Source organism: Phenylobacterium sp. (assembly GCF_016793285.1).
Taxonomy (GTDB): Bacteria; Pseudomonadota; Alphaproteobacteria; order Caulobacterales; family Caulobacteraceae; genus Phenylobacterium.
Genome location: NZ_JAEUMO010000063.1, coordinates 20,417 through 42,482 on the forward strand (window position 1 = coordinate 20,417; position 22,066 = coordinate 42,482).

25 protein-coding genes are annotated in these 22,066 nt (G+C 70.3%); 15 read left to right on the forward strand and 10 right to left on the reverse strand.

Annotated elements, in window-relative coordinates; translation table 11 throughout:
- Window positions 1-25: 25 nt before the first annotated feature.
- The 8 genes from JNL41_RS06230 to JNL41_RS06265 all read left to right on the forward strand — a co-directional run bounded on the left by JNL41_RS06230 (window position 26) and on the right by JNL41_RS06265 (window position 9,062).
- Entirely contained in the window at window positions 26-2,305 is a 2,280-nt protein-coding gene (locus tag JNL41_RS06230) for a TonB-dependent receptor (protein ID WP_293473410.1), read from the forward strand.
- Between the two features lies 1 nt (window position 2,306).
- A complete protein-coding gene (locus JNL41_RS06235; protein ID WP_293473411.1) occupies window positions 2,307-4,466 on the forward strand; it encodes a PQQ-binding-like beta-propeller repeat protein in 2,160 nt (719 codons plus the stop codon).
- A 143-nt stretch (window positions 4,467-4,609) separates the two neighbouring features.
- Window positions 4,610-5,302, forward strand: a complete 693-nt coding sequence (locus JNL41_RS06240) for an alternative oxidase (protein ID WP_293473412.1) — start codon at window positions 4,610-4,612, stop codon at window positions 5,300-5,302.
- Window positions 5,303-5,566: 264 nt separating this feature from the next.
- Window positions 5,567-6,262, forward strand: a complete 696-nt coding sequence (locus tag JNL41_RS06245) for a DnaJ family molecular chaperone (protein WP_293473413.1) — start codon at window positions 5,567-5,569, stop codon at window positions 6,260-6,262.
- A 103-nt stretch (window positions 6,263-6,365) separates the two neighbouring features.
- Window positions 6,366-6,656, forward strand: a complete 291-nt coding sequence (locus JNL41_RS06250) for a hypothetical protein (protein ID WP_293473414.1) — start codon at window positions 6,366-6,368, stop codon at window positions 6,654-6,656.
- Between the two features lie 104 nt (window positions 6,657-6,760).
- A complete protein-coding gene (locus JNL41_RS06255; RefSeq protein ID WP_293473415.1) occupies window positions 6,761-7,054 on the forward strand; it encodes a putative quinol monooxygenase in 294 nt (97 codons plus the stop codon).
- Between the two features lie 28 nt (window positions 7,055-7,082).
- On the forward strand, window positions 7,083-8,306 hold the full coding sequence (locus JNL41_RS06260) for an acyl-CoA dehydrogenase family protein (RefSeq protein WP_293473416.1): 1,224 nt from the start codon (window positions 7,083-7,085) through the stop codon (window positions 8,304-8,306).
- Between the two features lie 111 nt (window positions 8,307-8,417).
- Window positions 8,418-9,062, forward strand: a complete 645-nt coding sequence (locus JNL41_RS06265) for a surface-adhesin E family protein (RefSeq protein WP_293473417.1) — start codon at window positions 8,418-8,420, stop codon at window positions 9,060-9,062.
- Between the two features lies 1 nt (window position 9,063).
- Here the strand turns inward: JNL41_RS06265 and JNL41_RS06270 are convergent, their stop codons facing one another.
- Window positions 9,064-9,477, reverse strand: coding sequence for a CHRD domain-containing protein (locus JNL41_RS06270; protein ID WP_293473418.1), 414 nt, complete (start codon window positions 9,475-9,477; stop codon window positions 9,064-9,066).
- Between the two features lie 65 nt (window positions 9,478-9,542).
- Window positions 9,543-10,823, reverse strand: a complete 1,281-nt coding sequence (locus JNL41_RS06275) for a cytochrome P450 (RefSeq protein ID WP_293473419.1) — start codon at window positions 10,821-10,823, stop codon at window positions 9,543-9,545.
- A 147-nt stretch (window positions 10,824-10,970) separates the two neighbouring features.
- Here JNL41_RS06275 and JNL41_RS06280 point away from each other — a divergent pair, with 147 nt between their 5' ends.
- On the forward strand, window positions 10,971-11,438 hold the full coding sequence (locus JNL41_RS06280) for a GFA family protein (RefSeq protein ID WP_293473420.1): 468 nt from the start codon (window positions 10,971-10,973) through the stop codon (window positions 11,436-11,438).
- A gap of 81 nt (window positions 11,439-11,519) precedes the next feature.
- Window positions 11,520-12,620, forward strand: a complete 1,101-nt coding sequence (locus JNL41_RS06285) for an NADH:flavin oxidoreductase (RefSeq protein WP_293473421.1) — start codon at window positions 11,520-11,522, stop codon at window positions 12,618-12,620.
- A gap of 5 nt (window positions 12,621-12,625) precedes the next feature.
- Here the strand turns inward: JNL41_RS06285 and JNL41_RS06290 are convergent, their stop codons facing one another.
- The 3 genes from JNL41_RS06290 to JNL41_RS06300 all read right to left on the reverse strand — a co-directional run bounded on the left by JNL41_RS06290 (window position 12,626) and on the right by JNL41_RS06300 (window position 13,996).
- On the reverse strand, window positions 12,626-12,757 hold the full coding sequence (locus tag JNL41_RS06290; RefSeq protein WP_293473422.1) for a hypothetical protein: 132 nt from the start codon (window positions 12,755-12,757) through the stop codon (window positions 12,626-12,628).
- Between the two features lie 7 nt (window positions 12,758-12,764).
- A complete protein-coding gene (locus JNL41_RS06295; protein ID WP_293473423.1) occupies window positions 12,765-12,977 on the reverse strand; it encodes a hypothetical protein in 213 nt (70 codons plus the stop codon).
- A gap of 107 nt (window positions 12,978-13,084) precedes the next feature.
- Window positions 13,085-13,996 carry an SMP-30/gluconolactonase/LRE family protein gene (locus JNL41_RS06300; protein ID WP_293473424.1) on the reverse strand — a complete coding sequence of 304 codons (912 nt, stop codon included), beginning with the start codon at window positions 13,994-13,996 and terminating at the stop codon, window positions 13,085-13,087.
- Window positions 13,997-14,058: 62 nt separating this feature from the next.
- Here JNL41_RS06300 and JNL41_RS06305 point away from each other — a divergent pair, with 62 nt between their 5' ends.
- Entirely contained in the window at window positions 14,059-14,502 is a 444-nt protein-coding gene (locus JNL41_RS06305; protein WP_293473425.1) for a DUF29 domain-containing protein, read from the forward strand.
- Here JNL41_RS06305 and JNL41_RS06310 read toward each other — a convergent pair whose 3' ends face one another.
- The 3 genes from JNL41_RS06310 to JNL41_RS06320 are packed head-to-tail and all read right to left on the reverse strand — an operon-like array spanning window position 14,503 to window position 16,216.
- A complete protein-coding gene (locus JNL41_RS06310; RefSeq protein ID WP_293473426.1) occupies window positions 14,503-15,021 on the reverse strand; it encodes a dihydrofolate reductase in 519 nt (172 codons plus the stop codon). It lies immediately after the preceding gene.
- A 17-nt stretch (window positions 15,022-15,038) separates the two neighbouring features.
- Window positions 15,039-15,359 carry a phosphoribosyl-ATP pyrophosphohydrolase gene (locus tag JNL41_RS06315; protein WP_293473427.1) on the reverse strand — a complete coding sequence of 107 codons (321 nt, stop codon included), beginning with the start codon at window positions 15,357-15,359 and terminating at the stop codon, window positions 15,039-15,041.
- The gene (locus tag JNL41_RS06320; protein ID WP_293473428.1) at window positions 15,356-16,216 is read right to left on the reverse strand and encodes a thymidylate synthase; all 861 of its coding nucleotides are present in this window, start codon (window positions 16,214-16,216) and stop codon (window positions 15,356-15,358) included. Before JNL41_RS06320 ends, JNL41_RS06315 begins: the two co-directional genes overlap by 4 nt.
- A gap of 174 nt (window positions 16,217-16,390) precedes the next feature.
- Here JNL41_RS06320 and JNL41_RS06325 point away from each other — a divergent pair, with 174 nt between their 5' ends.
- Window positions 16,391-16,624, forward strand: a complete 234-nt coding sequence (locus tag JNL41_RS06325; protein ID WP_293473429.1) for a hypothetical protein — start codon at window positions 16,391-16,393, stop codon at window positions 16,622-16,624.
- Between the two features lie 18 nt (window positions 16,625-16,642).
- On the opposite strand, the gene JNL41_RS06330 is transcribed toward JNL41_RS06325, so the two are convergent.
- Entirely contained in the window at window positions 16,643-17,185 is a 543-nt protein-coding gene (locus JNL41_RS06330) for a DUF924 family protein (protein ID WP_293473430.1), read from the reverse strand.
- A gap of 137 nt (window positions 17,186-17,322) precedes the next feature.
- On the opposite strand from JNL41_RS06330, the gene JNL41_RS06335 reads away from it, so the two are divergent.
- The gene (locus tag JNL41_RS06335) at window positions 17,323-18,225 is read left to right on the forward strand and encodes an RcnB family protein (RefSeq protein ID WP_293473431.1); all 903 of its coding nucleotides are present in this window, start codon (window positions 17,323-17,325) and stop codon (window positions 18,223-18,225) included.
- 4 nt (window positions 18,226-18,229) lie between these two features.
- Here the strand turns inward: JNL41_RS06335 and JNL41_RS06340 are convergent, their stop codons facing one another.
- The gene (locus JNL41_RS06340; protein ID WP_293473432.1) at window positions 18,230-18,715 is read right to left on the reverse strand and encodes a transcriptional repressor; all 486 of its coding nucleotides are present in this window, start codon (window positions 18,713-18,715) and stop codon (window positions 18,230-18,232) included.
- 121 nt (window positions 18,716-18,836) lie between these two features.
- Between JNL41_RS06340 and JNL41_RS06345 the strand changes: the two genes are divergently transcribed.
- Window positions 18,837-20,840, forward strand: coding sequence for a TonB-dependent receptor (locus JNL41_RS06345; protein ID WP_293473433.1), 2,004 nt, complete (start codon window positions 18,837-18,839; stop codon window positions 20,838-20,840).
- Between the two features lie 63 nt (window positions 20,841-20,903).
- A complete protein-coding gene (locus JNL41_RS06350; RefSeq protein WP_293473434.1) occupies window positions 20,904-21,974 on the forward strand; it encodes an alpha/beta fold hydrolase in 1,071 nt (356 codons plus the stop codon).
- Window positions 21,975-22,066: the final 92 nt, after the last annotated feature.

Sequence of the window (22,066 nt, forward strand, 5' to 3'; positions counted from 1 at the left end):
CGGCCGGACAGGAGAGGAAACCATCATGACGATTCGGCATCTGCTCGCCACGCCGGCATCCCTGTTGCTGCTTTCGTCGGCGCTGCCGGCGCTCGCCGCCGAGACGGCCGACGCGGGCGACGAGACCGCGGCCGGCGCCATCGAGGAGGTCGTTGTGACCGCCCGGCGGCGGGAGGAGGCGCTGCAGAAGGTCCCCGTCGCGGTATCGGTGGTCTCGGCGGCGGCCCTGGCGCGGCAGAACATCCAGTCCGTGGTCGAACTCGAGCGCGCCGTGCCGGGCCTCTCCAGTCAGGGTCAGACGCGGGACAACGTCTCCGTCAGCATCCGCGGCCAGGGCACGGGCCAGCAGGCCAGCCTGCCGGGCGTGCTGATCTACCTCAACGAGGTGCCCATCCCCTACGACCAGCTCGGCCAGTCCGTCGCCGGGCCGGGCCTCTACATGGACCTCCAGAACGTCCAGGTGCTCAAGGGGCCGCAGGGCACGCTGTTCGGCCGCAACTCCGTCGGCGGCGCCATCCTGCTTCAGACGCAACGGCCGGGGCCGGAGTTCGGCGGCAGGATCCAGGTCGGCGTCGGAAACTACGCGAACCGCGAACTCGACGCCGCGCTCAACGTGCCGCTGGCCGGCGAGAAGCTCGTGCTGCGGCTCGCCGCCAGGGCCCAGGACCGCAAGGGCTTCACCAGGCTGCTCGCCGAACCCAGCCATCCGGGGGGCTTGCGGATGGACGACGTGAACTACTGGTCGCTCCGGGGCACGCTGTCCTGGCGCGCCTCCGACAGCGTTACCAACACGCTGACCCTGGAGCACCTGGATTCCGAGAACAACGGCACGTCCTATGTTCTGCACCGCCTCAATCCCGCTGGAAACGCCGCCGTCCGCTATCCCGGTCTGGCCGCGCAGTTCGCGCAGCAGCAGGCGCTGGGTATCCGTACCCGCATCGCCAGCAGCCTGGACAATTCGTCTACTCGAAAATACACGTTCCTGACGAACGTCACCGAATTCGAAGTCTCCGAAAACATCTCGGTGAAGAACATATTCGGGTACATGTCGGCCCACAGGCAGTATTCGCTCGAAGCCGACGGCTCGCCGTTCCCCGTCAGCGAGTTCGCTCAGCCGCCGGGCGAAACCTTCCGGTTCAACCAGTACAGCGAGGAACTCCAGATCCATGGGGTCGCCTTCGACGGGCGTCTCGACTGGATCGTAGGCGGGCTCTACCTCAAGAATCCGACCCCGGGCTTCTACAACCGGCCGGCGATCACGTTCGGCGCGACCGTCATCAACGCGTCTCGCTTCGGCTCCGAGAGCAAGGGCCTCTACACCCAGGGCACCTATGACCTGGGCGACCTCGTGGAGGGCCTGAAGTTCACCGGCGGGTTCCGTTACACCTGGGACCGTCGCTTCGCCCAGTCGCGGGGGCTGAACGCCGCCGGGGTCTGCGTCAATCCGCCGGCCTCCGCGGACGCCCGCTGCACGCTGACGGGCGACACGAGGACCGAGGCGCCGACCTGGACCGTGGGGCTGGACTGGCAGGCGACGCCGCAGGTGATGGTGTACGGGGTCAGCCGCCGCGGCTACCGCGCCGGCGGATACAACGCCCTCAATCCGAACATCGTCACGGACAACCGTTTCTTCGATCCGGAGTACGTCACCGACTACGAAGTCGGACTCAAGGCCGACTGGCGCGTGGGGTCCGTTCCGATCCGGACCAACATCGCCCTCTACCACCAGGACTACAGCGACATCCAGGTGACCGAGGTCCGGTTCGTGAACGGCCAGCAGTTCAACTCGACCAGCAACGCCGGGGCGGCGCGCATCAACGGCGGGGAACTGGAGGCGACCGCGAACCTGACGCCGGATCTGCAGGTCGGTGGCTTCCTCAGCTACATCGACTTCGCCTACACGAAGTTCGCGCCGGGTGCGAACGCCGCCAGCCTCCGCGCCCAGGAGACCGCGAACCGCCCGGTGCATCAGTACGGCCTGAACGCCCGCCACCGCCTCCCGCTGCCGCCGTCCGCGGGCGAGGGCTCAGTGTTCGCCAACTGGTCCTGGCGCGACGACGCGGGCAACACCTCGCTTCGCGACGGCGTCATCCCGTCGTACGGTCTTCTCTCCGCGGGCGCCGAGTGGAACGACGTCGCGGGCAGCGGCTGGGACGCGGCCATCTTCGCGACCAACATCCTGAACAAGGACTATGTGGTGGCCCTGAGCGCGGCGTTCGAGACGAACGGCTACACCAGCTACAGCTATGGCGAGCCGCGCATGTTCGGCGTGCGGTTGCGCTACCGCTTCGGCGGCGAGCGCTGACGTGCGCGGGAAGGTCCGAGCGCCTTGGCGGAGCCGCCGCGCGGCGGCGGTTCGGGCTGGCGCCGCCCTGGCGGCGACGCTGCTCGGAGGTTGCGCCCTGGCGGCCTCGGGCGCGGCCGACTGGCCGGCATACGGCGGCAACCCGCAGGGCGACCGCTACTCGTCCCTCCGTCAGATCGCCCCCGGCAACGTGGCCGGGCTGCGGGAGGTCTGGCGGTACGCGACCGGGCCGGGCGACCTGCAGACCTCGCCGCTGATCGTGGACGGCGTGCTCTACGGCGTGACGCCGGATCAGGTCGTCTTCGCCCTCGACGCCGGCTCGGGCCGCGAACTCTGGACCCATGCGCCCCGGATCCGGAACCGCCAGCCGGTCCGCGGCCTGAGCTACTGGCGGGACGGCGCCCGGCGGCGGCTGTTCACGAGCCACGGGTCCTTCCTGACCGCGCTCGACCCGCAGACCGGCCGGCCCGCGGCCGAGTTCGGGGTCGGGGGAACGATAGACCTCCGGGAAGGGCTCGGCCGCGATCCTGCGACGCTCCCGGTGTTCATGACGACGCCCGGCGTGATCTACCGCGACCTGCTGATCGTGGGGTTCCGGACCTCCGAGACCGCGCCGGCGGCGCCCGGCGCGGTGCGCGCCTACGACGTCCGGAGCGGCCGTCTCGTATGGACCTTCAACCTCCTGCCGCGGCCCGGCGAGGCGGGATCGGAGACATGGCCCAGGGACGCCGGCTCGACGGCCGGCGGCGCCAACGCCTGGGCCGGCATGGCGCTGGATGCGCGACGCGGCATCGTCTACGCGCCGACCGGCTCGGCGGTCGACGACTTCTACGGGGGCGATCGCCGCGGCGACAACCTGTTCGCCAATTCGCTGGTCGCGCTGGACGCGGCGACCGGGCGGAGGCTCTGGCACTTCCAGGCGGTCAGGCATGACATCTGGGATCGCGACTTCCCCTCTCCGCCGCTGTTGCTGACGGTGCGGCGGAACGGCCGCGCCGTCGACGCGGTCGCGCAGCCCACCAAGCAGGGGGTCCTCTACCTCTTCGACCGGGTGTCCGGCCGGCCCCTGTTCCCCGTCGAAGAGCGATCCGCGTCGCCCAGCGACGTCCCGGGCGAACACGCCGCGCCCAGCCAGCCGCACCCCACGCTCCCGCTGCCGTTTGCGCGGCAGGCGCTGACCGCGGAGATGCTGACGCGGCGCACGCCGCAGGCGGCGGCCGCCGCCAGGGCCGAGTTTGCGCGCCTTCGGAACGGCGGGCCGTTCACCCCGCTGGCCGTGGGCGCCCAGACCGTCGTGTTCCCGGGCTTCGACGGCGGCGCGGAATGGGGCGGTCCGGCCGCCGATCGGCGCCGGGGCGTCATCTATATCAACAGCAACGACATCGCCTGGACCGGCGGCCTGGCCGGCGCCGGACCCGCGGAGGATCCCGCCGCGGCGCTCTACCGGAGCCAGTGCGCGAACTGCCACGGCGCCGAGCGCGAGGGCGCGCCCGGCTTCCCGAGCCTGGCGGGTCTGCGCCAGCGCCTCTCCCGCCAGGAGATCGAGAGCATCGTCGTGCAGGGGCGAGGGCGGATGCCCGGCTTTCCGCAGATCGGCCGACAGGCGCTGGACCGGCTCCTCGACCACCTCCTCGACCAGGCCGGCGAGCCGGGCCGCGAACTCTCCGGGCCGGTTCCGGCGGCGCCGCGCCGCTTCACGTTCACGGGCTATCGCAAGTTCCTCGACCCGGACGGCTACCCCGCCGTGGAGCCGCCCTGGGGCACGCTCAACGCCATCGACCTGAACACGGGCGCGTACCTCTGGCGCATCCCGCTCGGAGAATACCCAGAGCTGGCGTCCCAGGGCGTGCGCGACACCGGATCGGAGAACTACGGCGGTCCCATCGTCACGGCCAGCGGGCTCCTGTTCATCGGCGCCACGATCCGCGACCGCAAGCTGCGGGCGTTCGACGCCAGGACCGGCAAGCTGCTGTGGCAGGCGCTCCTGCCCTACGCAGGCGCCGCGACTCCGGCGACCTACCAGGCGAACGGCCGCCAGTTCGTCGTCATCGCGACCAGCGGGCAGCGCGATCCCAAGGGGCTGAAGGGGTCCGCCTACGTCGCCTTCGCCTTACCCGGTCCCGGCGCCGGCCCGGAGCGGAACACGCCCGGAGCGAAGTGACGCGCCCGCCGCGCGACCGCCGCTTCGCCGCCTCCGTGCCAATACCTATGGAGCGCACCCGAATGGCGACGGGGGCGCCATCGGCGCTACTCCCCCTCCCGCAGAGCCGCGGCGTTCGCGGCCTGCGGTAACCGGAGTATCCCATGCTGAAGCCTGCCGTCGACCTTGCTGTCGCCCATCGTCCGCGCGGTGTTTCCGACCGCCTGGCCTACGGATTCGTCAAGGCGCTGCGCTTCTGCGCCGACACGTTCTTCGCGAAGCGCTACGGCCACCGGGCGGTAGTCCTCGAGACCGTCGCGGCGGTTCCAGGCATGGTGGGCGCCACCCTCAACCACCTGAAGTGCCTTCGCCGCATGTGCGACGATCGCGGGTGGATCAAGACGCTCATGGACGAGGCCGAAAACGAGCGCATGCACCTCATGACCTTCATCGAGGTCGCCAAGCCCACCGCCTTCGAGCGCTTCGTGGTCCTGGCCGCGCAGTGGATCTTCTACCTGTTCTTCTTCGGCCTCTATCTGATCTCGCCCAGGACGGCGCATCGGGTCGTCGGCTACTTCGAGGAAGAGGCGGTGATCAGCTACACCCACTACCTCGCGGAGATCGACGAGGGTCGCTCGGAGAACGTCCCCGCTCCCGCCGTCGCGGTGCGCTACTGGAACCTGCCGGCCGACGCGACGCTTCGCGACGTGGTGGAGGTCGTCCGCGCCGACGAAGCCCATCACCGCGACGTGAACCACGGCTTCGCCAACGAGCTGGCGGGCCTGGCCGAACCTCGCCTCATCCCCGCCGTGTGGCCCCACAAGCAGCTCCAGCCGCATTGGCGCGAGGCGGCCTGACGACGTCCGGTCCCGCCTTGCCCGCGTGGCCGGGAAGCCGGCGCGACGGGCGAGGCGGACCGCATCCCGCGGCCGTCCGCCCGTCGCCGGCCGGCCCGTCCCGCCGCTGACGGTGGCTTTCGTCGTCGCCGCGTCCTACAACTCGTCCTACGAGATCGCTCCGGACGCGTAGGCGTCGGACGCGACGCGCTGGATGCCGCGACTTCGATACTGTCCTGAAGTCGCTGGCGAAATGGAACGGGAAGAGACCTCCTGAAACAGCCCTTGTCCTTCTGGCGCAAGATTGCCGGCCTTGCGGCGCGCAAGGTCGACGAGGCGGAATGCGACGTCTGCCCGCCCGGTCTGCCGGGCGAGGATCCGGCCTTCTCGACGGCGGTCACGGCGCTCGGGGCCAAGCTCGCCAAGGCCGACGGCGAGGCGCAGGCCGCCGAGTACGACGCCTTCCACTCGATCTTCCAGGCCGAGGCGGGCAGCGAGGGCGCGATCCGCCGCCTCTACCAGTTGGCCCGCCAGACCACCCGCGGCTTCGAAGGCTACGCGCGGCGCCTGCGCAAGCGCTACGGCGCCTGCCCGCAACTGCTGGAGGACGTGCTGGACGGCCTCTTCCACATCGCCGCCTCGGACGGCGTGGTGACCGCCGACGAACTGGCGTACCTGGAGCGGGTCGGCGAGCTCTTCGGGCTCTCGCCGCTCACCTTCCGGCGCCTGAAGGCCGTTCACCTCGGCGCGGCCAACGACGACCCCTATGTGATCCTGGGCGTCGCGCCCGACGCCGGCGACGAGGCCGTGCGAGCCGCGTGGCGCAGCCAGCTCTCCGAAGCCCATCCGGACCGGGTCCGCGCCCGCGGCCTCCCGGACGAGTTCGTCGAGGTGGCCGAGGCCAAGGCGTCGGCCATCAACGCGGCTTTCACCACCATCCAGCGGGAGCGCGCGGCGATGGCGCGCGCCGGCGCGGCATGACCGCCCAAATTCGGCCGCGCGCCGCATCCACGGTTGACGGCTGGAACCGCTGTGCTGACATAGGTCTTTCTCGGACGCCCAGGCGCCGCTGAGGAGCTCGAAATTGGTCAAGGACTTCGCCGCGAATCCGGGTTCCGCCCTTCGCAGCCTTGCCGCCGTCCTCGCCACGCTCGCCACCGCCGCCGCGGTGGTCGTGGGGGCCGTCCTCGCCGTCTTCGCCGCCGCCACGGTGGCGGTGATCGCGATCGTGGGCTCGCTCCTGCTGGCGCTTTCGGGCCTCGCGCTCCGCGCCCGCCGCACGGTGCGCGCCCGCGCCCGCGGCAGCGACATCATCGAAGCCCGTCACCAGGGCGGCCACCACTGGGTGGCCTACGGCTGGAACGAGCGCCGCTAAAGGACCTGCGCCCCCATAGCAGCGGCGGTTGGCGCGACGTCAGCCTTGCCCGTCCGCGCCCGCCTCTCTACCGTCCGTTCAAACAGTCGTTGGAGGGATGGAAGATGTCGGTCGGTATCGTGGCCACGATGAAGATCCAGGAAGGCAAGAACGCCGAGTTCGAGGCCTTCTTCACCGAGCTGGCCAAGCAGGTCCGCGCCAATGAGCCGGGCAACCTGATGTACCAGCTCACCAAGAGCCGGAAGGACCCGCAGGAGTACAAGGTCCTGGAGCTCTACAAGGACCAGGACGCGGTTTCCGTCCACGGCCAGACCGAGTACTTCAAGGCCGCCGGGCCGAAGTTCGCCGGCGTGCTGGCCGGGCGGCCGGACGTCGAGCTGCTGGACGGCGTGGGCTGAAGGCGTAGACAGACTGGGAGACGACACGATGGACCTGGACTTCGCCCCTGAGGATCTCGCGTTCCGCGACGAGGTCCGGGCCTTCATCGCCGAAGCGTTCGACGACGACATGCGGGCCAAGCTCGCCCAGTCGAAGAACAACCACCTCGACAAGGAGGCCCAGGTCCGCTGGCTGAAGCGGCTCGGCGACAAGGGCTGGATCGCGCCCGACTGGCCGGAGGAGTACGGCGGCACCGGGTGGGGCCTCGGCAAGAAGTACGTCTTCGACATGGAGATGGCGCTGGCCGGCGCGCCGTCGACGTCGAACATGGGCCTGAAGATGTGCGCGCCCGTCGTGATGGCCTTCGGCACCGACGAGCAGAAGAAGCAGCACCTCCCGAAGATCCTCTCCACCGACGTCTGGTGGTGCCAGGGCTACTCCGAGCCGGGCTCGGGCTCCGACCTCGCCTCGCTGGCGCTGAAGGCCGAGCGCGACGGCGACCACTATGTCCTGAACGGGTCGAAGACGTGGACGACCCTGGCCCAGTGGGCCGACTGGATGTTCTGCCTGGTGCGCACCTCGAACGAGGACATCCGCCAGAAGGGCATCTCGTTCCTCCTGATCGACATGCGCACGCCGGGCATCACCATCCGGCCGATCCCGACGCTCGACGGGCCGCCCGAAGGCGAGCAGGAGATCAACGAGACCTTCTTCGACAACGTCCGCGTGCCGGTCTCCAACCGCATCGGCAAGGAAGGCGAGGGCTGGACCTACGCCAAGTACCTGCTGCAGTTCGAGCGCGGCAACGCCTACGCGCCGGGCCTTTCGGCGCAGATGAAGAAGGTCCGCACGATCGCCAACCTGGAGCGCGCCGACGGCGGCGGCTCGATGATGAGCGACCCCGACTTCCGCAAGAAGCTCAGCGAGGTCGAGATCAAGGTCGAGGCGCTGAACGCCACCGAGCTGCGCATCTTCGCCGGCCGCGCCAACGGCGACGCCATGGGCGCCGTGTCGTCCATGCTGAAGCTGGAAGGCTCCCAGATGCAGCAGGCGATCACCGAGCTCGCGCTCGAGGCCGCCGGCGTCTACGCCCAGCCCTTCGTGCAGGACACCTGGGAGATGCTCCGCCCCGGCGGCAACACCTTCCGCGCCGGCCCCGACTACGCGGCCACCGTCGCCCCGCACTACTTCAACTACCGCAAGACCTCGATCTACGCCGGCTCCAACGAAATCCAGCACAACATCATGGCCAAGATGGTGCTTGGGCTCTGACGGTCCGGGCCTGGGACCGCCTCGCGAGGCCTCGTGCGGGGGGCGAGCCTGAAGGGGACGTGAATCAAACGCGGTAGGCGCCGTTAACGGGTGCGGGCTAAGCTTGCGTCCGTGAACAGCCGCCGCGCCCTCGCCAGCCTTGCCTTCGCCGCCGTGGCGCTTGCCGCGGCGCCGGCCTGCGCGCGCATCTTCTACGTCATCCAGTCGAGCCCGGACGCCTGGTCGGTGATGGACCCGGAGGGCGTCGAGCGCGTGGCCGGCAGCCCGGTCCGCAAGGCCTGGGACGTGCGTGTCCAGCGCAACATCCTGTCGGGAGACCCGCCGCAGCCGGGCTACGTCCGCACGCTGACCGAGTACGACTGCCAGGCCCAGCGCACGCGCTGGCGCGAGTTCACGGCCTTCTCCCGGTCGGGCGCGCTTCTCGTCAGCAAGGTGAACCCGAACCCGGAGTGGGGTCCGGCCGACGAGTCCTCTGACACCTACGCCGCCTATCGCGTGATCTGCGAGGGCGCGGGGCAGGGCGCGGTGCTCTCGGCCGACAGCGTCGCCAAGGTGGTGATCCGCCTGATGGGCTCGTGGGACCCGCCGGCCCAGCCGCTCGCGCCGGTCCTGCCGCCGCCGGCGCCCGGCGCGAAGCCCGGGACACAGGCCGCGAAGCCCGGGACACAAGGCGCGAAGCCCCCGACACCTCCCGCGAAAGCGGCGACGCCGGCCGCGAAGCCCGCGGCCAGCGCCACGCCGACGAAGCCGCGCTAGCCTACTTCGACAACTGGCCGCGGATCGCGCCGCCCGGGAACTCGGCGTTGTGGACGTTGACGTAGTAGCCCGCCGGGTTGGCCAGGATCGCCTTCACCACGTCGGGCGAGACCGTCGCGCAGCCCGAACTCTTGCCGGCGGCGTCCGGCTTGGCGAGCGGCACGGCCACCCCGCCCGATACGCCCGCCGCGCCGACGTGGATGTGCGCCATGGTCGCCGGCTGGATGTTCTCGACGCTGAGCTGGTAGCAGACCTCGTTCTTGGCGCTGTCGATCGTGAAACTGGCGTGGCCCGCGCCGTCGCTGTCGGCCGAGCCGGCGCCGCCCAGGTGCGCGGACAGCTTGTCGGCGGCGTAAGCCGGCGCGCTCAGCGCCGCGGCGGCCGCGACGATGGCGATGATCGAAACCTTGGACATTTCATCCTCCCTGGCGCCCACCCCGACCTGAATGGCCGGGATGGAAGCCCAGGGCGGGGGCCGCGTCAATTCCGGGTCGGAATGATCACCGGCAGGTATTCGTAGCCCTTCACGAACGACGAGTTCACCCGGCGCGGCGGGCCCATCACCTCGATCCGCGGGAAGCGGGCGAGGATCTCCTCCCAGATGATCTTGAGCTGCAGCTCGGCCAGGCGGTTGCCGACGCAGCGGTGGATGCCGAAGCCGAACGACAGGTGCTGGCGCACCCGCGGCCGCTCGATCCAGTAGTCGTTGGGCCGCTCGATCACGTCTTCGTCGCGGTTGCCGCTGACGTACCACATGGCGACCTTCTGGCCCTTCTTGATGGTCTTGCCGCCGATCTCGTAGTCCTCCAGCGCCGTCCGGCGCATGTAGGCCAGCGGCGTCTGCCAGCGGATGGTCTCCGACACCATGGCCGGGATCATCTTCTCCGGGTCGGCGCGCAGGATGCGCTCCTGGTCCGGGTTCTGGCTCAGCGCCAGGATCGAGCCCGAGATGGTGTTCCGCGTCGTGTCGTTGCCGCCCACGATCAGCAGGATCAGGTTCCCGAGGTATTCCATGCGGTCCATGTTCCGCGTGGACTCGCCATGGGCCAGCATCGAGATCAGGTCGGGCTGCGGCGGGGCGTTCACGCGCTCGTTCCAGAGGCGCATGAAGTAGTCGACGCACTCGAACAGCTCCTGGCGGCGCTCCTGCTCGGCGACCTCGGGGTCGCTGGAGGAGAAGAGCCCGCTGTCCGGGCCCGCCGTCGCCACGTCGGACCAGCGGGTCAGCTTGCGGCGGTCTTCCCAGGGGAAGTCGAACAGGGTGGCGAGCGTCATCGTCGTCAGTTCGATGGAGACCTTGTCCACCCAGTCGAACGGCTCGCCGATCGGCAGGCTGTCGAGGATCGCCGCCGACCGCTCGCGGATGATCGGCTCGAGGTAGGCCAGGTGCTGCGGGGCCACGATCGGGCTCACGGTCTTGCGCTGCACGTCGTGCTTCGGCGGGTCCATGGCGATGAACATGGGCAGGTTGAAGTCTTCCGCCGGATCGGGAAGCACGATCGTCGGGTCGGACGAGAACACCTGATGGTTGGTGTCGATCGCCATGATGTCGTTGTACTTCGTCACCGACCAGTAGCCGCCGACGTCCTCGAACTCGGACTCGGCCCAGTGTACCGGGTCTTCCTTCCGCAGCCGCTCGAAGTACGGCCACATGGTGTCCGTCCGAAAGAGCTCCGGATCGGCGGGATCGATCTTGTCGATCGGCATCGAATAGGCCGCGTCGCGGGCGGCGCGGTGCAGGTCGATCGAGGCGTCGTCCATCTGCTCATCCTCCTGGCTGCGGGTTCGAACGCCCGCACTACGTCAGCCCGGACGATGATCTTCGCGGCAGAGGGAGTCAAGAAAGGTGACGCTGGCGTCAACTTCCCCGGGCTGAAACAAGGGGATCGCATGGGGCGGGAGGAAAGCATGAGCAGGCTCGAAGGAGGGTGCGCGTGCGGGGCGGTGCGCTACCGGCTGGCGTCGCGACCCATGTTCACGAACTGCTGCCACTGCACCGACTGCCAGCGGCAGGTGGGCTCGGCGTTCGTCATCAACGCGATCATCGAGACCGACCGGATCCAGGTGCTGTCGGGCGAGATCGGGCCGACCGCCATGCCCACGGATTCGGGCCGGCCGCACCTCGTCTACCGCTGCACGGCCTGCGGCACGACGCTCTGGTCCGACTACGGCGACCGCAAGGTCATGAGCTTCCTGCGCGCCACCACGCTCGACGACCGCGCCGCCATCCCGCCCGACGCCCACATCTTCACGCGCTCGAAGCTGCCGTGGGTGGCCCTGCCGGCCGACACGCCGGCCTTCGAGATCTACTACGACATGCAGACCCAGTGGCCGCCCGAGGCGCTCGCCCGCCGCGCCGCGCTCAACACCCGCTGAGGCCGGCGCCAGCTTTTCTCGCTGGCCGCCGCGCGCCGCTCCGCTAAACAGTCGTTTGAAAACCACGCTCCAGGGGATCGCATGGCGTCCGACGTTCTCTTCCAGCCCTTCGACCTGAAGGGCCTCAAGCTGCCGAACCGTATCGTCATGGCGCCCATGACCCGCTCGTTCTCGCCGGGCGGCGTGGCGACGCAGGACGTGGCCGCCTATTACGCGCGCCGCGCGAAGAACCAGGTGGGCCTGATCGTCACCGAGGGGACCGGCGTCGACCGGCCGGCCTCGCTCAACGACCCCGACATCCCGCGCTTCCACGGCGAGGCCGAACTGGCCGCCTGGAAGCGCGTGGTCGACGCCGTCCACGCCGAGGGCGGCCTGATCGCGCCCCAGCTCTGGCATGTGGGCGCCGTGCGCGCCCGCAGCGAGACGTGGCAGCCGCCGGGCCCCTACGACAGCCCCTCGGGCTACTCCAGCCCCGGCAAGCAGTTCGGCCAGCCGATGAGCGCGGAGGAGGTCGCCGACGCCATCCGCGCCTTCGCCGACGCCGCCAGGGCCGCCAAGGACCTGGGCTTCGACGCCATCGAGCTGCACGGAGCGCATGGCTACCTGATCGACCAGTTCTTCTGGGACGGCGTGAACCTCCGTGAGGACGCCTACGGCGGCAAGGACATCGCCGGCCGCGCCCGCTTCGCCGCCGACATCATCCGCGCCGTGCGCAAGGCCGTGGGGCCCGGCTATCCGATCATCATCCGCGTCAGCCAGTGGAAGCAGCAGGACTTCGCCGCCCGCCTGGCCGAGACGCCGGAAAAGCTGGAGAGCTGGCTGGGCGCGCTGGTCGACGCCGGCGCCGACGTGCTGCACTGCTCGCAGCGGCGGTTCTGGGAGCCGGAGTTCGAGGGCAGCGACCTGAACTTCGCCGGCTGGGCCAAGAAGATCACCGGCGTGCCGACAATCACCGTGGGCTCGGTCGGCCTGACCGGCGAGTTCGTCGCCAGTTGGGGCGGCGAGCAGAGCCAGCCTGCGTCGCTGGACCGGCTGGAGGAGATGCTGGAGCGCGGCGACTTCGACCTCGTCGCCGTGGGCCGCGCCCTGCTGCAGGATCCCGAGTGGGCCGTGAAGGTCCGCGAAGGCCGCCAGAGCGAGCTGATGGCCTACGACCGCGCCGCGCTCGCGACGCTGTCGTAGTCGCCCTAGTCGCCGCGCGGCGGCTCGGTGCTCTTCCGGTAGTCGCCGCCGAGGGCGGGGAAGATCAGAACGACGGCCGTCGCGACGGCGACCACGGCAAGCCCGGTCGCAATCGCGATCAGCTCGATCTTGTCCATTTTGACCTCAGCAGCTCCCGCCGCCGTCGGCGCCGCAGCTCGCGCCGCCGCCGCCGTCGAACGCGCCGGCCGCGATGATGATCGAGCCGGCGGCAGCCGCGCCGTCGTCGTCGCCGCCGCGACGACGCGCGCCGGATGTGCGCCCGCGCAGGACGATCAGGCTGACGATGACGATGAGGGCGGTAGCGCTCAGGAGGGCGATGAGCACGACGCTGTCCACGGACGGATCTCCTCTAGGGAGCCCATGTCATCACGGTCTTGCGACAGTTCCGTGACGATCACCGAGCGTTGAACTCACCTCCGCCCGCTGCGCGCGGGGGAGGTGCGCTAAGCGTTGAAGTTCAGCTTCAGCCCCGGCCGCGGCCACCGGGCCTTGTAGAGCTTGCCGGTCGAGGACGCCGTCACCCAGGCCGTGCGCATGTCGTCGCCGCCGAAGCAGATGTTGGTGCAGATCAGGTCCGGGAACGGATAGTGCTCGGTCGTGCCGTTCGGGTCGAACGCGGTGATGCCCCCGTTGATGATCGTGGCCACGCAGACCTTGCCCGAAGCCTCGACCGCGAGGCTGTCCAGCAACTGGTAGCCCGGCAGGTTGCAGATCACGTTGCCGGGCGCGAACCCGGCGCCGGGGGCGAGCTGGCCCGTCTCGGCCACGTCGAAGCCCCAGAGGCGGCCGAGCTGGGTGTCGGCCACGTAGACGGTCTTCCCGTCGGGCGAGAGCCCGATGCCGTTCGGCGAGATCAGGTGTCCGCGCTGCTGGCTGATGTGGCTGCCGTCGGCCCTGGCGTAGTAGACCGCGCCGTTCTTGCGCCCGTCCGGCGTCGAGCAGCCGTGGTCGGTGAACCAGAGCCCGCCCGACGTGTCGAAGACCAGGTCGTTGGGGCCCACCAGCCGCTTGCCGTCGCAACTGTCGTAGACGGTCTCCAGCTTGCCGCTCGTCATGTCGAAACGCTGGATCATGCCGCCGGTGTGCGTCGGCGGCGTCGGCCCCGGGATGGTCAGGCCGCCGTTGTCCAGCCAGACGAACGAGCCGCCGTTGTTGGTGATCCAGATCGCGCCGTCCGGGCCGATGGCCGCGCCGTTCGGACCGCCGCCGGTGTCGACCACCGTCTCCTTCGTCCCGTCAGGCCTCACCCGTGTCAGCCGCTGGGCCTTGATCTCGGTCAGGATCACCGAGCCGTCCGCCATCGCGATCGGCCCCTCGGGAAACTCCAGCCCTTCGCAGACCAGTTCGATGTCCATGCGCTTTTCCTCCCGGCTCGCTTTTCTGGCACTATCGCCCGGACGCGGCGGAAGGCCACCCCATGACCAAGCTCTACGAGCGCGACTTCTACGGCTGGACGCAGGACCAGGCCGACGCGCTGCGCCGCCGCAGCGTCAACGAACTCGACTGGGAAAACCTGCTGGAAGAGGTCGAGAGCATGGGGCGGCAGGAACGCGACACGCTGAAGAGCCGCCTCATCGTTCTGCTGCTTCACCTGTTGAAATGGGAGCATCAGCCCGACCGCAGGGGGCGTAGCTGGGCGTTGACGATCCTTGAGCAAAGGGCCCGGGCCCAGGAGCTCCTCGATGAGAATCCCAGTCTCAGGCCGGTCATCGGCGATGTGGTTGCGAGCGCTTACCGCCTCGCGCGAATCCGTGCCGCCAAGGAGACACGCCTGCCGATCCGGAGCTTTCCGAAGGACAGTCCCTTCGACTGGGCCTCGGCCATGAGCGAGCCGGCGCTCAGCGAAGACGACGTGGATTGACTAGCGCCGCTCCAGCACCCGGATCGTGAAGGGATACTCGTCGTGCTCGCCGGCCTCGTGGCGCTCGGCGCGCACTTCGGTCCAGCGGCTCTCGTCGATGGGCGAGAGCGTCACGTCGCCCTCGATGTCGGCGTCGATGTCGGTCAGGTAGAGCCGCCGCGCCCGCGACAGCGCCAGCTCGAACAGCGAGGCGCCGCCGATCACGCACACCTCGCGCGCCCCGTCCTCCTCGGCCTGCTCGCGGCCGATCGAGACCGCCTCGCCGAAGTCCTCGCACACCACCGCGCCCTTGGGTTCGAACGAGCCGTCCTTCGAGAGCACGATGTTGGTGCGCCCGACGAGCGGCTTCTTCGGCAGGCTCTCCCAGGTCTTGCGTCCCATGATCACCGGCTTGCCCATGGTCACGGCCCGGAAGTTCGCCAGGTCCGTCCGCAGCCGCCACGGCAACGTCCCGTCCCGCCCGATCACCCCGTTGCGGGCGCGCGCGATCGGACCGGCGGCGAGGATGATCTGAGACATGGGGCTGAGTTAGCGCCCTATGCGGCCGAGTCCAGCCAGCTCAGCCATTTGCGCCGCACGGCCTGGTCCACGTCGATGTCGAAGCGGCGGCAGTAGAGCAGGAGCTGGCACAGCACGTCGGCGGCTTCGTCGGCGCGGTCGTGCTCGGTCGCCTCGCCCCGCCCGCGGCTGGAGAGCCGCAGGTGCGCCTGGGCCAGTTCGCCCAGTTCCTCCTGCAGCTTCAGCATGTACCAGTCGTCGTCGCGGGCGATGGCGTGGTTGCGGGCGTAGATGTCGGAGATCCGCTCCGCCGAATCCGCGACGTCCGAGAGCGTGAGCGGGCGTTCCACGGCGCTCACACCGCGATCGGGGCGGCGATGGACGGGTGCGCCTGGTAGCCCGTGAGCCTGAAGTCCTCGTAGTCGAAGCCGAACAGGTCGTCCTTGTCGGCGATGTGCATCACCGGCAGCGGCATGGGCTCGCGCTCCAACTGCGTGCGGGCCTGTTCCAGGTGGTTGAGGTAGAGGTGCGCGTCCCCCAGGGTATGCACGAACTCGCCGGGCTCCAGGCCGCAGACCTTGGCCACCATGAGCGTCAGCAGCGCGTAGCTCGCGATATTGAACGGCACGCCCAGGAACACGTCCGCCGAGCGCTGGTAGAGCTGGCAGGAGAGTTTCCCGCCCCCCTTGTCGCCTGGGGCGACGAAGAACTGGAACAGGCAGTGGCAGGGCGGCAGCGCCATGTCCTCGACCTCGGCCGGGTTCCAGGCCGAGACGATGTGGCGGCGGCTGTCGGGATTGGCCTTCAGGCCCGCCACGACGGCGGCGATCTGGTCGATCACCCGGCCGTCGGGCGCCGTCCAGGAGCGCCACTGCTTGCCGTAGACCGGGCCGAGTTCGCCGCTGGGATCGGCCCATTCGTCCCAGATGCTCACGCCGCGCTCCTGCAGCCAGCGCACGTTGGTGTCGCCGCGCAGGAACCACAGCAGCTCCAGGATGATCGACTTCCTGTGCAGCTTCTTGGTGGTCAGCAGCGGGAAGCCCAGGGCCAGGTCGAACCGCATCTGCCGCCCGAACACGCCCAGCGTGCCGGTGCCGGTGCGGTCGCTGCGCCGCGCGCCGTTCTCGAGGATGTCCTCGAGCAGGGCCAGGTACTGCCGCTCCGGATGGGCGGCGTCCGCGCGGAGGCTCGGTACGATCGCAGCGTGGGCGTTCATCGGCTCGAAGGTCGCGCGAGCGGGGTGATTCGGGAATCGGCGATTCGCCGCGATCCCCGCCTCATCCACAGGCGTTGTCTGCGACACAGCCGACCGTTGGTCGATTCGCGGCTTGGCGCGCGGCGTGACGGCCGGTAAACGGCTCGATCCAGTTTTGATGCAGGTGTGACCCTGATGCTGATTTCCGCACTCGCGGCCATCGTGATGTTCGCCGCGCCCGAGGCTTCTCAGTCGGGCGAAGCGGCGAAGATGGCGGCCGAAGCCAAGCCTGAAATGAAGAAGGTCTGCGAGACCATCCAGGTGAGCGGCTCGAACCTCCCGAAGAAGAAGTGCCGCAACGTGCCGGTGAGGGCCGCGGCCAAGCCGGGCGAGGAAGCGACCGGCAAGGCCCCGACCAGGCCGGAGTAGGTCCTCCGTCCGGGGGGCTCAGCCGGAGAAGCCGCCGTCGTCCAGGAACGCCTGTTCCTCGGCGGTGGTCGTGCGCCCGAGAGCCGGATTGCGGTGCGGGAACCGGCCGAACCGCGCGATGATGTCGCGGTGGATCTCGTGCCACTTCAGCATGTCCGGGTCGCCCAGATCGCGGGCGAGTTCCAGGCCGTACTCCTGGTCGGCCAGGTCCTCGGAGTGCTCGAACGGCAGCAGCATGAACTGTCGCAACTCGGCGTCGACCTCGCGGTGCCAGCCCTTCTCGGCGGCGACGCGGGCGATGGCGCGCGCCTTGGGGTCCGTCGCCCAGGCGTGCGCGCTCTCGCGGTAGAGGTTGCGCGGGAACTGGTCGAGCAGGATCAGCAGCGCCAGCGCGCCCTCTGGCGTCAGCGCCCAGTCGTCGTACTGGCCCCGGGCGGCGCGGTGGTGGACCGGCTCGAACCGCAGCCGGATGGCGTCGTCGAACTTCGCGCTCTTGGCGTACCACTTGGCCGGGCCGGCGCCGCGCCAGAAGCCCAGGATGTCGTTCGGCGTCGCAGCCATTGTCACCTCCGGCGCCTGACTAAGCCGCCGGCGCGGCGCCGTTCAAGCACGGTTCACGCAAAGACTGCGCATCTGTCCCGCGAAGGGACTGAGAGGCGGCGAGCCTCCTGGGTGAGTAGACGAAGATGAGAACGGCGATGACGGCCCTGGCCGTCGTGTTTCTGGCGGCCGCAGCCGTCCCGGCGTTTGCGGCGCCGGGCGAAGGCGACCGCGCCGCGCGCATGGAGCAGCGCGATCGCCCGCAACGCGACGGCTCCGGCCCCCGCGGCGGCGGCGACGCCTTCCGCGCCGGGGGCGAGCGCGGCGACGGCGCTCGTGGCGATGGCGCTCGCGCCGGTCGTGGCGACGGCCCCCGTAGCGATCGGGGCGGCAGCGATCGGGGCGGCGGCGACCGCGGCCAGCGCGTCCGCGAGGCGCCGCCGGCTCCGCAGGCGCCCCAGGCCCCGCAGGCGGCCGAGCCGCGGCGCAACGGCGGCGGCGACCGCTTCCAGGGTGGGGGCGAGCGGCGTGACTGGACCGGCGGCCGCGCCGGCGGCCAGCCCCGCGTCCAGGATCGCAACAACGACGGCCGCCGCGACTGGGATCGCAACAACGACGGGCGTCCCGACGTCCGCCGCGACGGCGACCGCAACAACGACGGCCGGCGCGACTGGAACGGCCGCGGCGACAACGACCGGCGTGACTGGGACCGCCGCGACAACGACCGTCGCGATTGGGACCGTCGCGATTGGGACCGCCGCGGCGACGACCGGCGGCGCTGGGAGTACGGGCGCTATCCGCGCTCCTACTTCAGCACGCACCGCTACCGCTACAGCCATGGCTGGCGCCCGCCCGCGGGCTTCTACGTCCGCATCTGGAACTACGGCGACTTCCTGCCGCGCGGCTGGTTCGGCCCGGGCTACTGGCTGATCGACCCGTGGGACTACGACCTGCCGCTGCCGCCGCCCGGCTTCGACTGGGTGCGGGTCGGCGACGACGCGCTGCTGGTGGATCAGTACACCGGCCGCATCGTGCAGGTGGTCCGCAACGTCTTCTGGTAGGGCGTCAGCGCCCGCGACAGCCGGCGCAGAGGCCGCGCGCTTCCAGCGTGACCGCGCGGACCTCGTAGCCGGCGACGGCTGACGCGACGGCGAGCTGCGGCGAGAGGTCGGGCTGGAACTCGGCCGCCTCGCCGCAGCAGTCGCAGATCAGGAACGCCGCCACATGCGCGCCCTCGATGCGGCAGGGGACGTAGGCGTTCAGGCTCTCGATCCGGTGCGCGAAGCCCAGGCGCTCCAGGAACTCCAGCGCGCGATAGACCGTGGGGGGCTTGGCCGGCTCGCCGTGCTCGCCGAAGGCGGCGATCAGGTCGTAGGCCTTCTGCGGCGCGTCCGACGCCAGGAGCAGCCGCAGCACCCGCCGCCTGGGCGCGGTCAGCCGCTCCTGCGTGACCTCGCACCGCGCCTCCGCCGCCGCCAGCGCGCCTTCCAGCGCCGCGCCCGACAGGCCGTGGTGCTGATGCTCGTCGTGATGCTCGCAGGCGTGCGCCATGCCCCAGAAATACCCCGCTTCCGCCCCGCCCGCCAACGGCGGACGCAAGGCGCTTGACGACTCGTTATGTTATTTCATAACACTCTAGCCGTTCCGCAAGGTCTTCCGACGGGCAGGGCTCATGTTCCGCGTCTCCCCCTTCGCCGCCGCCAGCGTCTTCGCGCTGCTCGCCTGCACGGCCCACGCCGCGGACGGCGTGGACGCCGACAGCGAGACCAAGGACCTCTCTGAGGTCGTCGTCACGGCCGCGCCCTACGTCGTCTCCCTCGACTCCACCACCACCAGCGTGAACGTGGTGAAGCGCGAGGCGCTGGACCTCGCCCCGTCGGCCGGTCTCGGCGACGTGCTGGCCAACCTGCCGGGCGTCCGCTCCTCCTTCTTCGGCCCCGGCGCGAGCCGTCCCGTCATCCGGGGCCTCTCGGGCCCGCGGGTGCAGGTGCTGACCAACGGCATCGGGATGATCGACGCTTCGGGCCTGTCGCCCGACCACCAGGTCGCCAGCGACCCGCAGGAGGCCGAGCGGATCGAGGTGCTGCGCGGACCGTCGGCCCTGGCCTACGGCGGCTCGGCCATCGGCGGCATCGTCAACATCATCGACGAGCGCATCCCGTCGACCTACCAGGACGGCGTCCACGGCCGGGCCCAGGCCGCCTATTCCACGGTGGACGAGGGCCGGCAGGGCTCGGCGGCGCTGAGCGCGGGGCTCGGGAACGGCTGGTCGCTGACGGCGGACGCCCTGCGCCGCGAGACCGACGACTACCATGTGCCGGTCGCGCCCCTGTCGCGCCGCCTGGCCGACTCGCTGGGCCTGCCCGCGCCGTCCCGCGACGGCCGGGACGTCCCCAACACCTACTCCAGCCTGAAGGCCTTCGGGCTCGGCGGCTCCTACGTCGGCGACGGCGGCTGGGGCGGCCTGGCGATCAAGCGCACCGAGAGCGACTACGGCAGCGCCGCCGAGGAAGACGTCCACATCGCGCTGAAGCAGACGCGGGTCGACGCCCGCGGATCGCTCGACGTCGACTGGGGCCCGTTCGGCAAGATCCGTTTCGCCGGCGGCTATTCCGACTACCGGCACACCGAGTTCGAGGGGCCTGAGCCGGGCACGACCTTCCTCTCCAGGGGCGAGGAGGGCCGCGTCGAGCTGGTCCAGCGCGACATCGGCGGCTGGCAGGGGGCTGTCGGCGTCCAGGGTCTGCACCGCACCTTCGACGCCATCGGCGACGAGGCGCTCATCCCGGCCAGCAAGATCGACGAGTTCGGCGTCTTCACGCTCCAGCGCCTCGACAAGGAGACCTGGGGCCTGGAAGGCGGGCTGCGCCTGGACTCGAAGTCGGTGAAGAACGTCCGCGCCGACCGCGACTTCACCAACCTCTCGGCCTCGATCGGCGCCTTCGTGCGCCCGGCCGACGGTTGGTTCCTGGGGCTGTCGCTCTCGCGCACCAGCCGCGGCCTGACCGAAGAGGAGCTGTCCTCGCTGGGCGCGCATCCCGCGACCGGCGCCTTCGAGATCGGCGACGCGACGCTGGCCAAGGAGGTCTCGTACTCGGCCGACGCCAGCGTCCACTACGGCCGGGCCCCCTGGACTGTCGACCTGCACGGCTTCTACGTCGACTACCGCAACTTCATCGACCTCGTCCCCACCGGCGCCGTCGATGCCGGGTCCGGCTTCCCGGTGTTCGCCTTCGTCGGGAGCGGGGCCCGGTTCTACGGCTTCGAGGGCGAGGTGGCGTTCAGGGTCTGGCAGGACGGTGCGCGCTCGTTCCGCCTGGAGGGCGCCGCCGACTACGTCCGCGGCACGACCGATTTCGGCCCCGCCGCCCGCATCCCGCCGTGGTCGCTGACGGGCCGCGCCGAGTATGCCGCCGCCCGCTGGACCGCGACGGTCGAGGTCCACAAGGTGGGCGAACAGGACCGCACGGCCAGCTTCGAGCTGCCCACCGACGGCTACACGATGCTGAACGCCTCGCTGGTGGTGCGGCCGGTGGCCGACACGCCCGACCTCAAGGTCTTCCTCGACGCCCACAACCTGACCAACGTCGAAGCGCGCGAGCACGCCTCGTTCCTGAAGGACATCGCGCCGCTCCCGGGCCGCAGCCTCCGCCTGGGCGTGGGCTACCGGTTCTAGCTTCCCTCGCCTAATGGGGAGGGACAGGCCGCGAAGCGGTCAGGGTGGGGAAGGGTGCTCCCGATGCTGCGTGCGTTGCTGTTCGGCTTGGCCGTTGCGATCCTGTCGCTGGGAACCGCCCAGGCGGCGCCCGAGCCGACGCCGCACGACTTCACGGTGAAGGACTTCAGGTTCCGCTCGGGCGAGACGCTGCCGGAGCTGAAGATCCGTTACTACACCCTGGGCACGCCGAAGACGGACGCCGCCGGCAAGGTGACCAACGCGGTCCTGCTGCTGCACGGCACGGGCGGAAGCGGCCGCCAGTTCCTGGCGCCCCAGTTCGCCGACGTGCTGTTCGCGCCAGGCGGCCTGCTCGATCCCGCGAAGTACTTCGTCGTCATGCCCGACGGCATCGGCCACGGGGCGTCGTCCAGGCCGTCCGACGGTCTGAGGATGAAGTTCCCGAAGTACGACTACGGCGACATGGTCGCGGCCCAGCATGCGCTGGTGGCCGAGGGGCTCGGGGTGGAGCGGCTGCGGCTGATCCTCGGAACCTCCATGGGCTGCATGCACGGCTTCATGTGGGCCGAGCAGTGGCCGCGGGCGTCGAAGGCGCTGATGCCGCTGGCCTGCCTGCCGGCCGGGATCGCGGGGCGGAACCGGCTGTGGCGCAAGCTGGCGGTCGACGCGATCACCACCGATCCGGCGTGGATGGGCGGCGACTACGCGGCCCAGCCCGTGCAGGGCATCCGCGGCGCGCAGTCGCTGCTGATCGTGGCGGGCGCGTCGCCGCTGCCGATGCAGGTCCAGTTGCCGACGGGGGCGGCCGTGGATGCCTGGGCCGAGGCGGAGGTTCCGAAGCGGGTGGCGCCGATCGACGCCAACGACCTGATCTACGCGCTGCAGGCCTCGCGGACCTACGATCCGTCGCCGGATCTCGAGAAGATCGCCGCGCCGATGACCTGGGTGAACTCGGCCGACGACTTCATCAACCCGCCGGAACTCGGCGTGGCCGAGGCGGCGGCGAAGCGGCTGAAGACGACGCGCTACGTCCTGATCCCGGCCAGCGAGAAGACCCGTGGGCACGGCAGCCACACCTGGGCGGCGCTCTGGCAGGACGAGCTGGCGGCCCTCCTGAAGCGATCCGGGCCTTAGAGCATCGTGCCGAAAAGCGGCGGCCGGCTTTCGGCGCTAACGATGCGAAATCAAGAATCCAGAGCGCGCTGCTTGAGTCCCGAATCGCGCAG

Excerpts from the sequence above, each read along its gene's own strand:
- JNL41_RS06230 (WP_293473410.1), top strand. The coding sequence starts at position 26 with ATGACGATTCGGCATCTGCTCGCCACGCCGGCATCCCTGTTGCTGCTT.
- JNL41_RS06240 (WP_293473412.1), top strand. The coding sequence starts at position 4,610 with ATGCTGAAGCCTGCCGTCGACCTTGCTGTCGCCCATCGTCCGCGCGGT.
- JNL41_RS06255 (WP_293473415.1), top strand. The coding sequence starts at position 6,761 with ATGTCGGTCGGTATCGTGGCCACGATGAAGATCCAGGAAGGCAAGAAC.
- JNL41_RS06260 (WP_293473416.1), top strand. The coding sequence starts at position 7,083 with ATGGACCTGGACTTCGCCCCTGAGGATCTCGCGTTCCGCGACGAGGTC.
- JNL41_RS06270 (WP_293473418.1), bottom strand. The coding sequence starts at position 9,477 with ATGTCCAAGGTTTCGATCATCGCCATCGTCGCGGCCGCCGCGGCGCTG.
- JNL41_RS06275 (WP_293473419.1), bottom strand. The coding sequence starts at position 10,823 with ATGGACGACGCCTCGATCGACCTGCACCGCGCCGCCCGCGACGCGGCC.
- JNL41_RS06280 (WP_293473420.1), top strand. The coding sequence starts at position 10,971 with ATGAGCAGGCTCGAAGGAGGGTGCGCGTGCGGGGCGGTGCGCTACCGG.
- JNL41_RS06285 (WP_293473421.1), top strand. The coding sequence starts at position 11,520 with ATGGCGTCCGACGTTCTCTTCCAGCCCTTCGACCTGAAGGGCCTCAAG.
- JNL41_RS06290 (WP_293473422.1), bottom strand. The coding sequence starts at position 12,757 with ATGGACAAGATCGAGCTGATCGCGATTGCGACCGGGCTTGCCGTGGTC.
- JNL41_RS06300 (WP_293473424.1), bottom strand. The coding sequence starts at position 13,996 with ATGGACATCGAACTGGTCTGCGAAGGGCTGGAGTTTCCCGAGGGGCCG.
- JNL41_RS06305 (WP_293473425.1), top strand. The coding sequence starts at position 14,059 with ATGACCAAGCTCTACGAGCGCGACTTCTACGGCTGGACGCAGGACCAG.
- JNL41_RS06310 (WP_293473426.1), bottom strand. The coding sequence starts at position 15,021 with ATGTCTCAGATCATCCTCGCCGCCGGTCCGATCGCGCGCGCCCGCAAC.
- JNL41_RS06320 (WP_293473428.1), bottom strand. The coding sequence starts at position 16,216 with ATGAACGCCCACGCTGCGATCGTACCGAGCCTCCGCGCGGACGCCGCC.
- JNL41_RS06325 (WP_293473429.1), top strand. The coding sequence starts at position 16,391 with ATGCTGATTTCCGCACTCGCGGCCATCGTGATGTTCGCCGCGCCCGAG.
- JNL41_RS06330 (WP_293473430.1), bottom strand. The coding sequence starts at position 17,185 with ATGGCTGCGACGCCGAACGACATCCTGGGCTTCTGGCGCGGCGCCGGC.
- JNL41_RS06335 (WP_293473431.1), top strand. The coding sequence starts at position 17,323 with ATGACGGCCCTGGCCGTCGTGTTTCTGGCGGCCGCAGCCGTCCCGGCG.
- JNL41_RS06340 (WP_293473432.1), bottom strand. The coding sequence starts at position 18,715 with ATGGCGCACGCCTGCGAGCATCACGACGAGCATCAGCACCACGGCCTG.
- JNL41_RS06345 (WP_293473433.1), top strand. The coding sequence starts at position 18,837 with ATGTTCCGCGTCTCCCCCTTCGCCGCCGCCAGCGTCTTCGCGCTGCTC.
- JNL41_RS06350 (WP_293473434.1), top strand. The coding sequence starts at position 20,904 with ATGCTGCGTGCGTTGCTGTTCGGCTTGGCCGTTGCGATCCTGTCGCTG.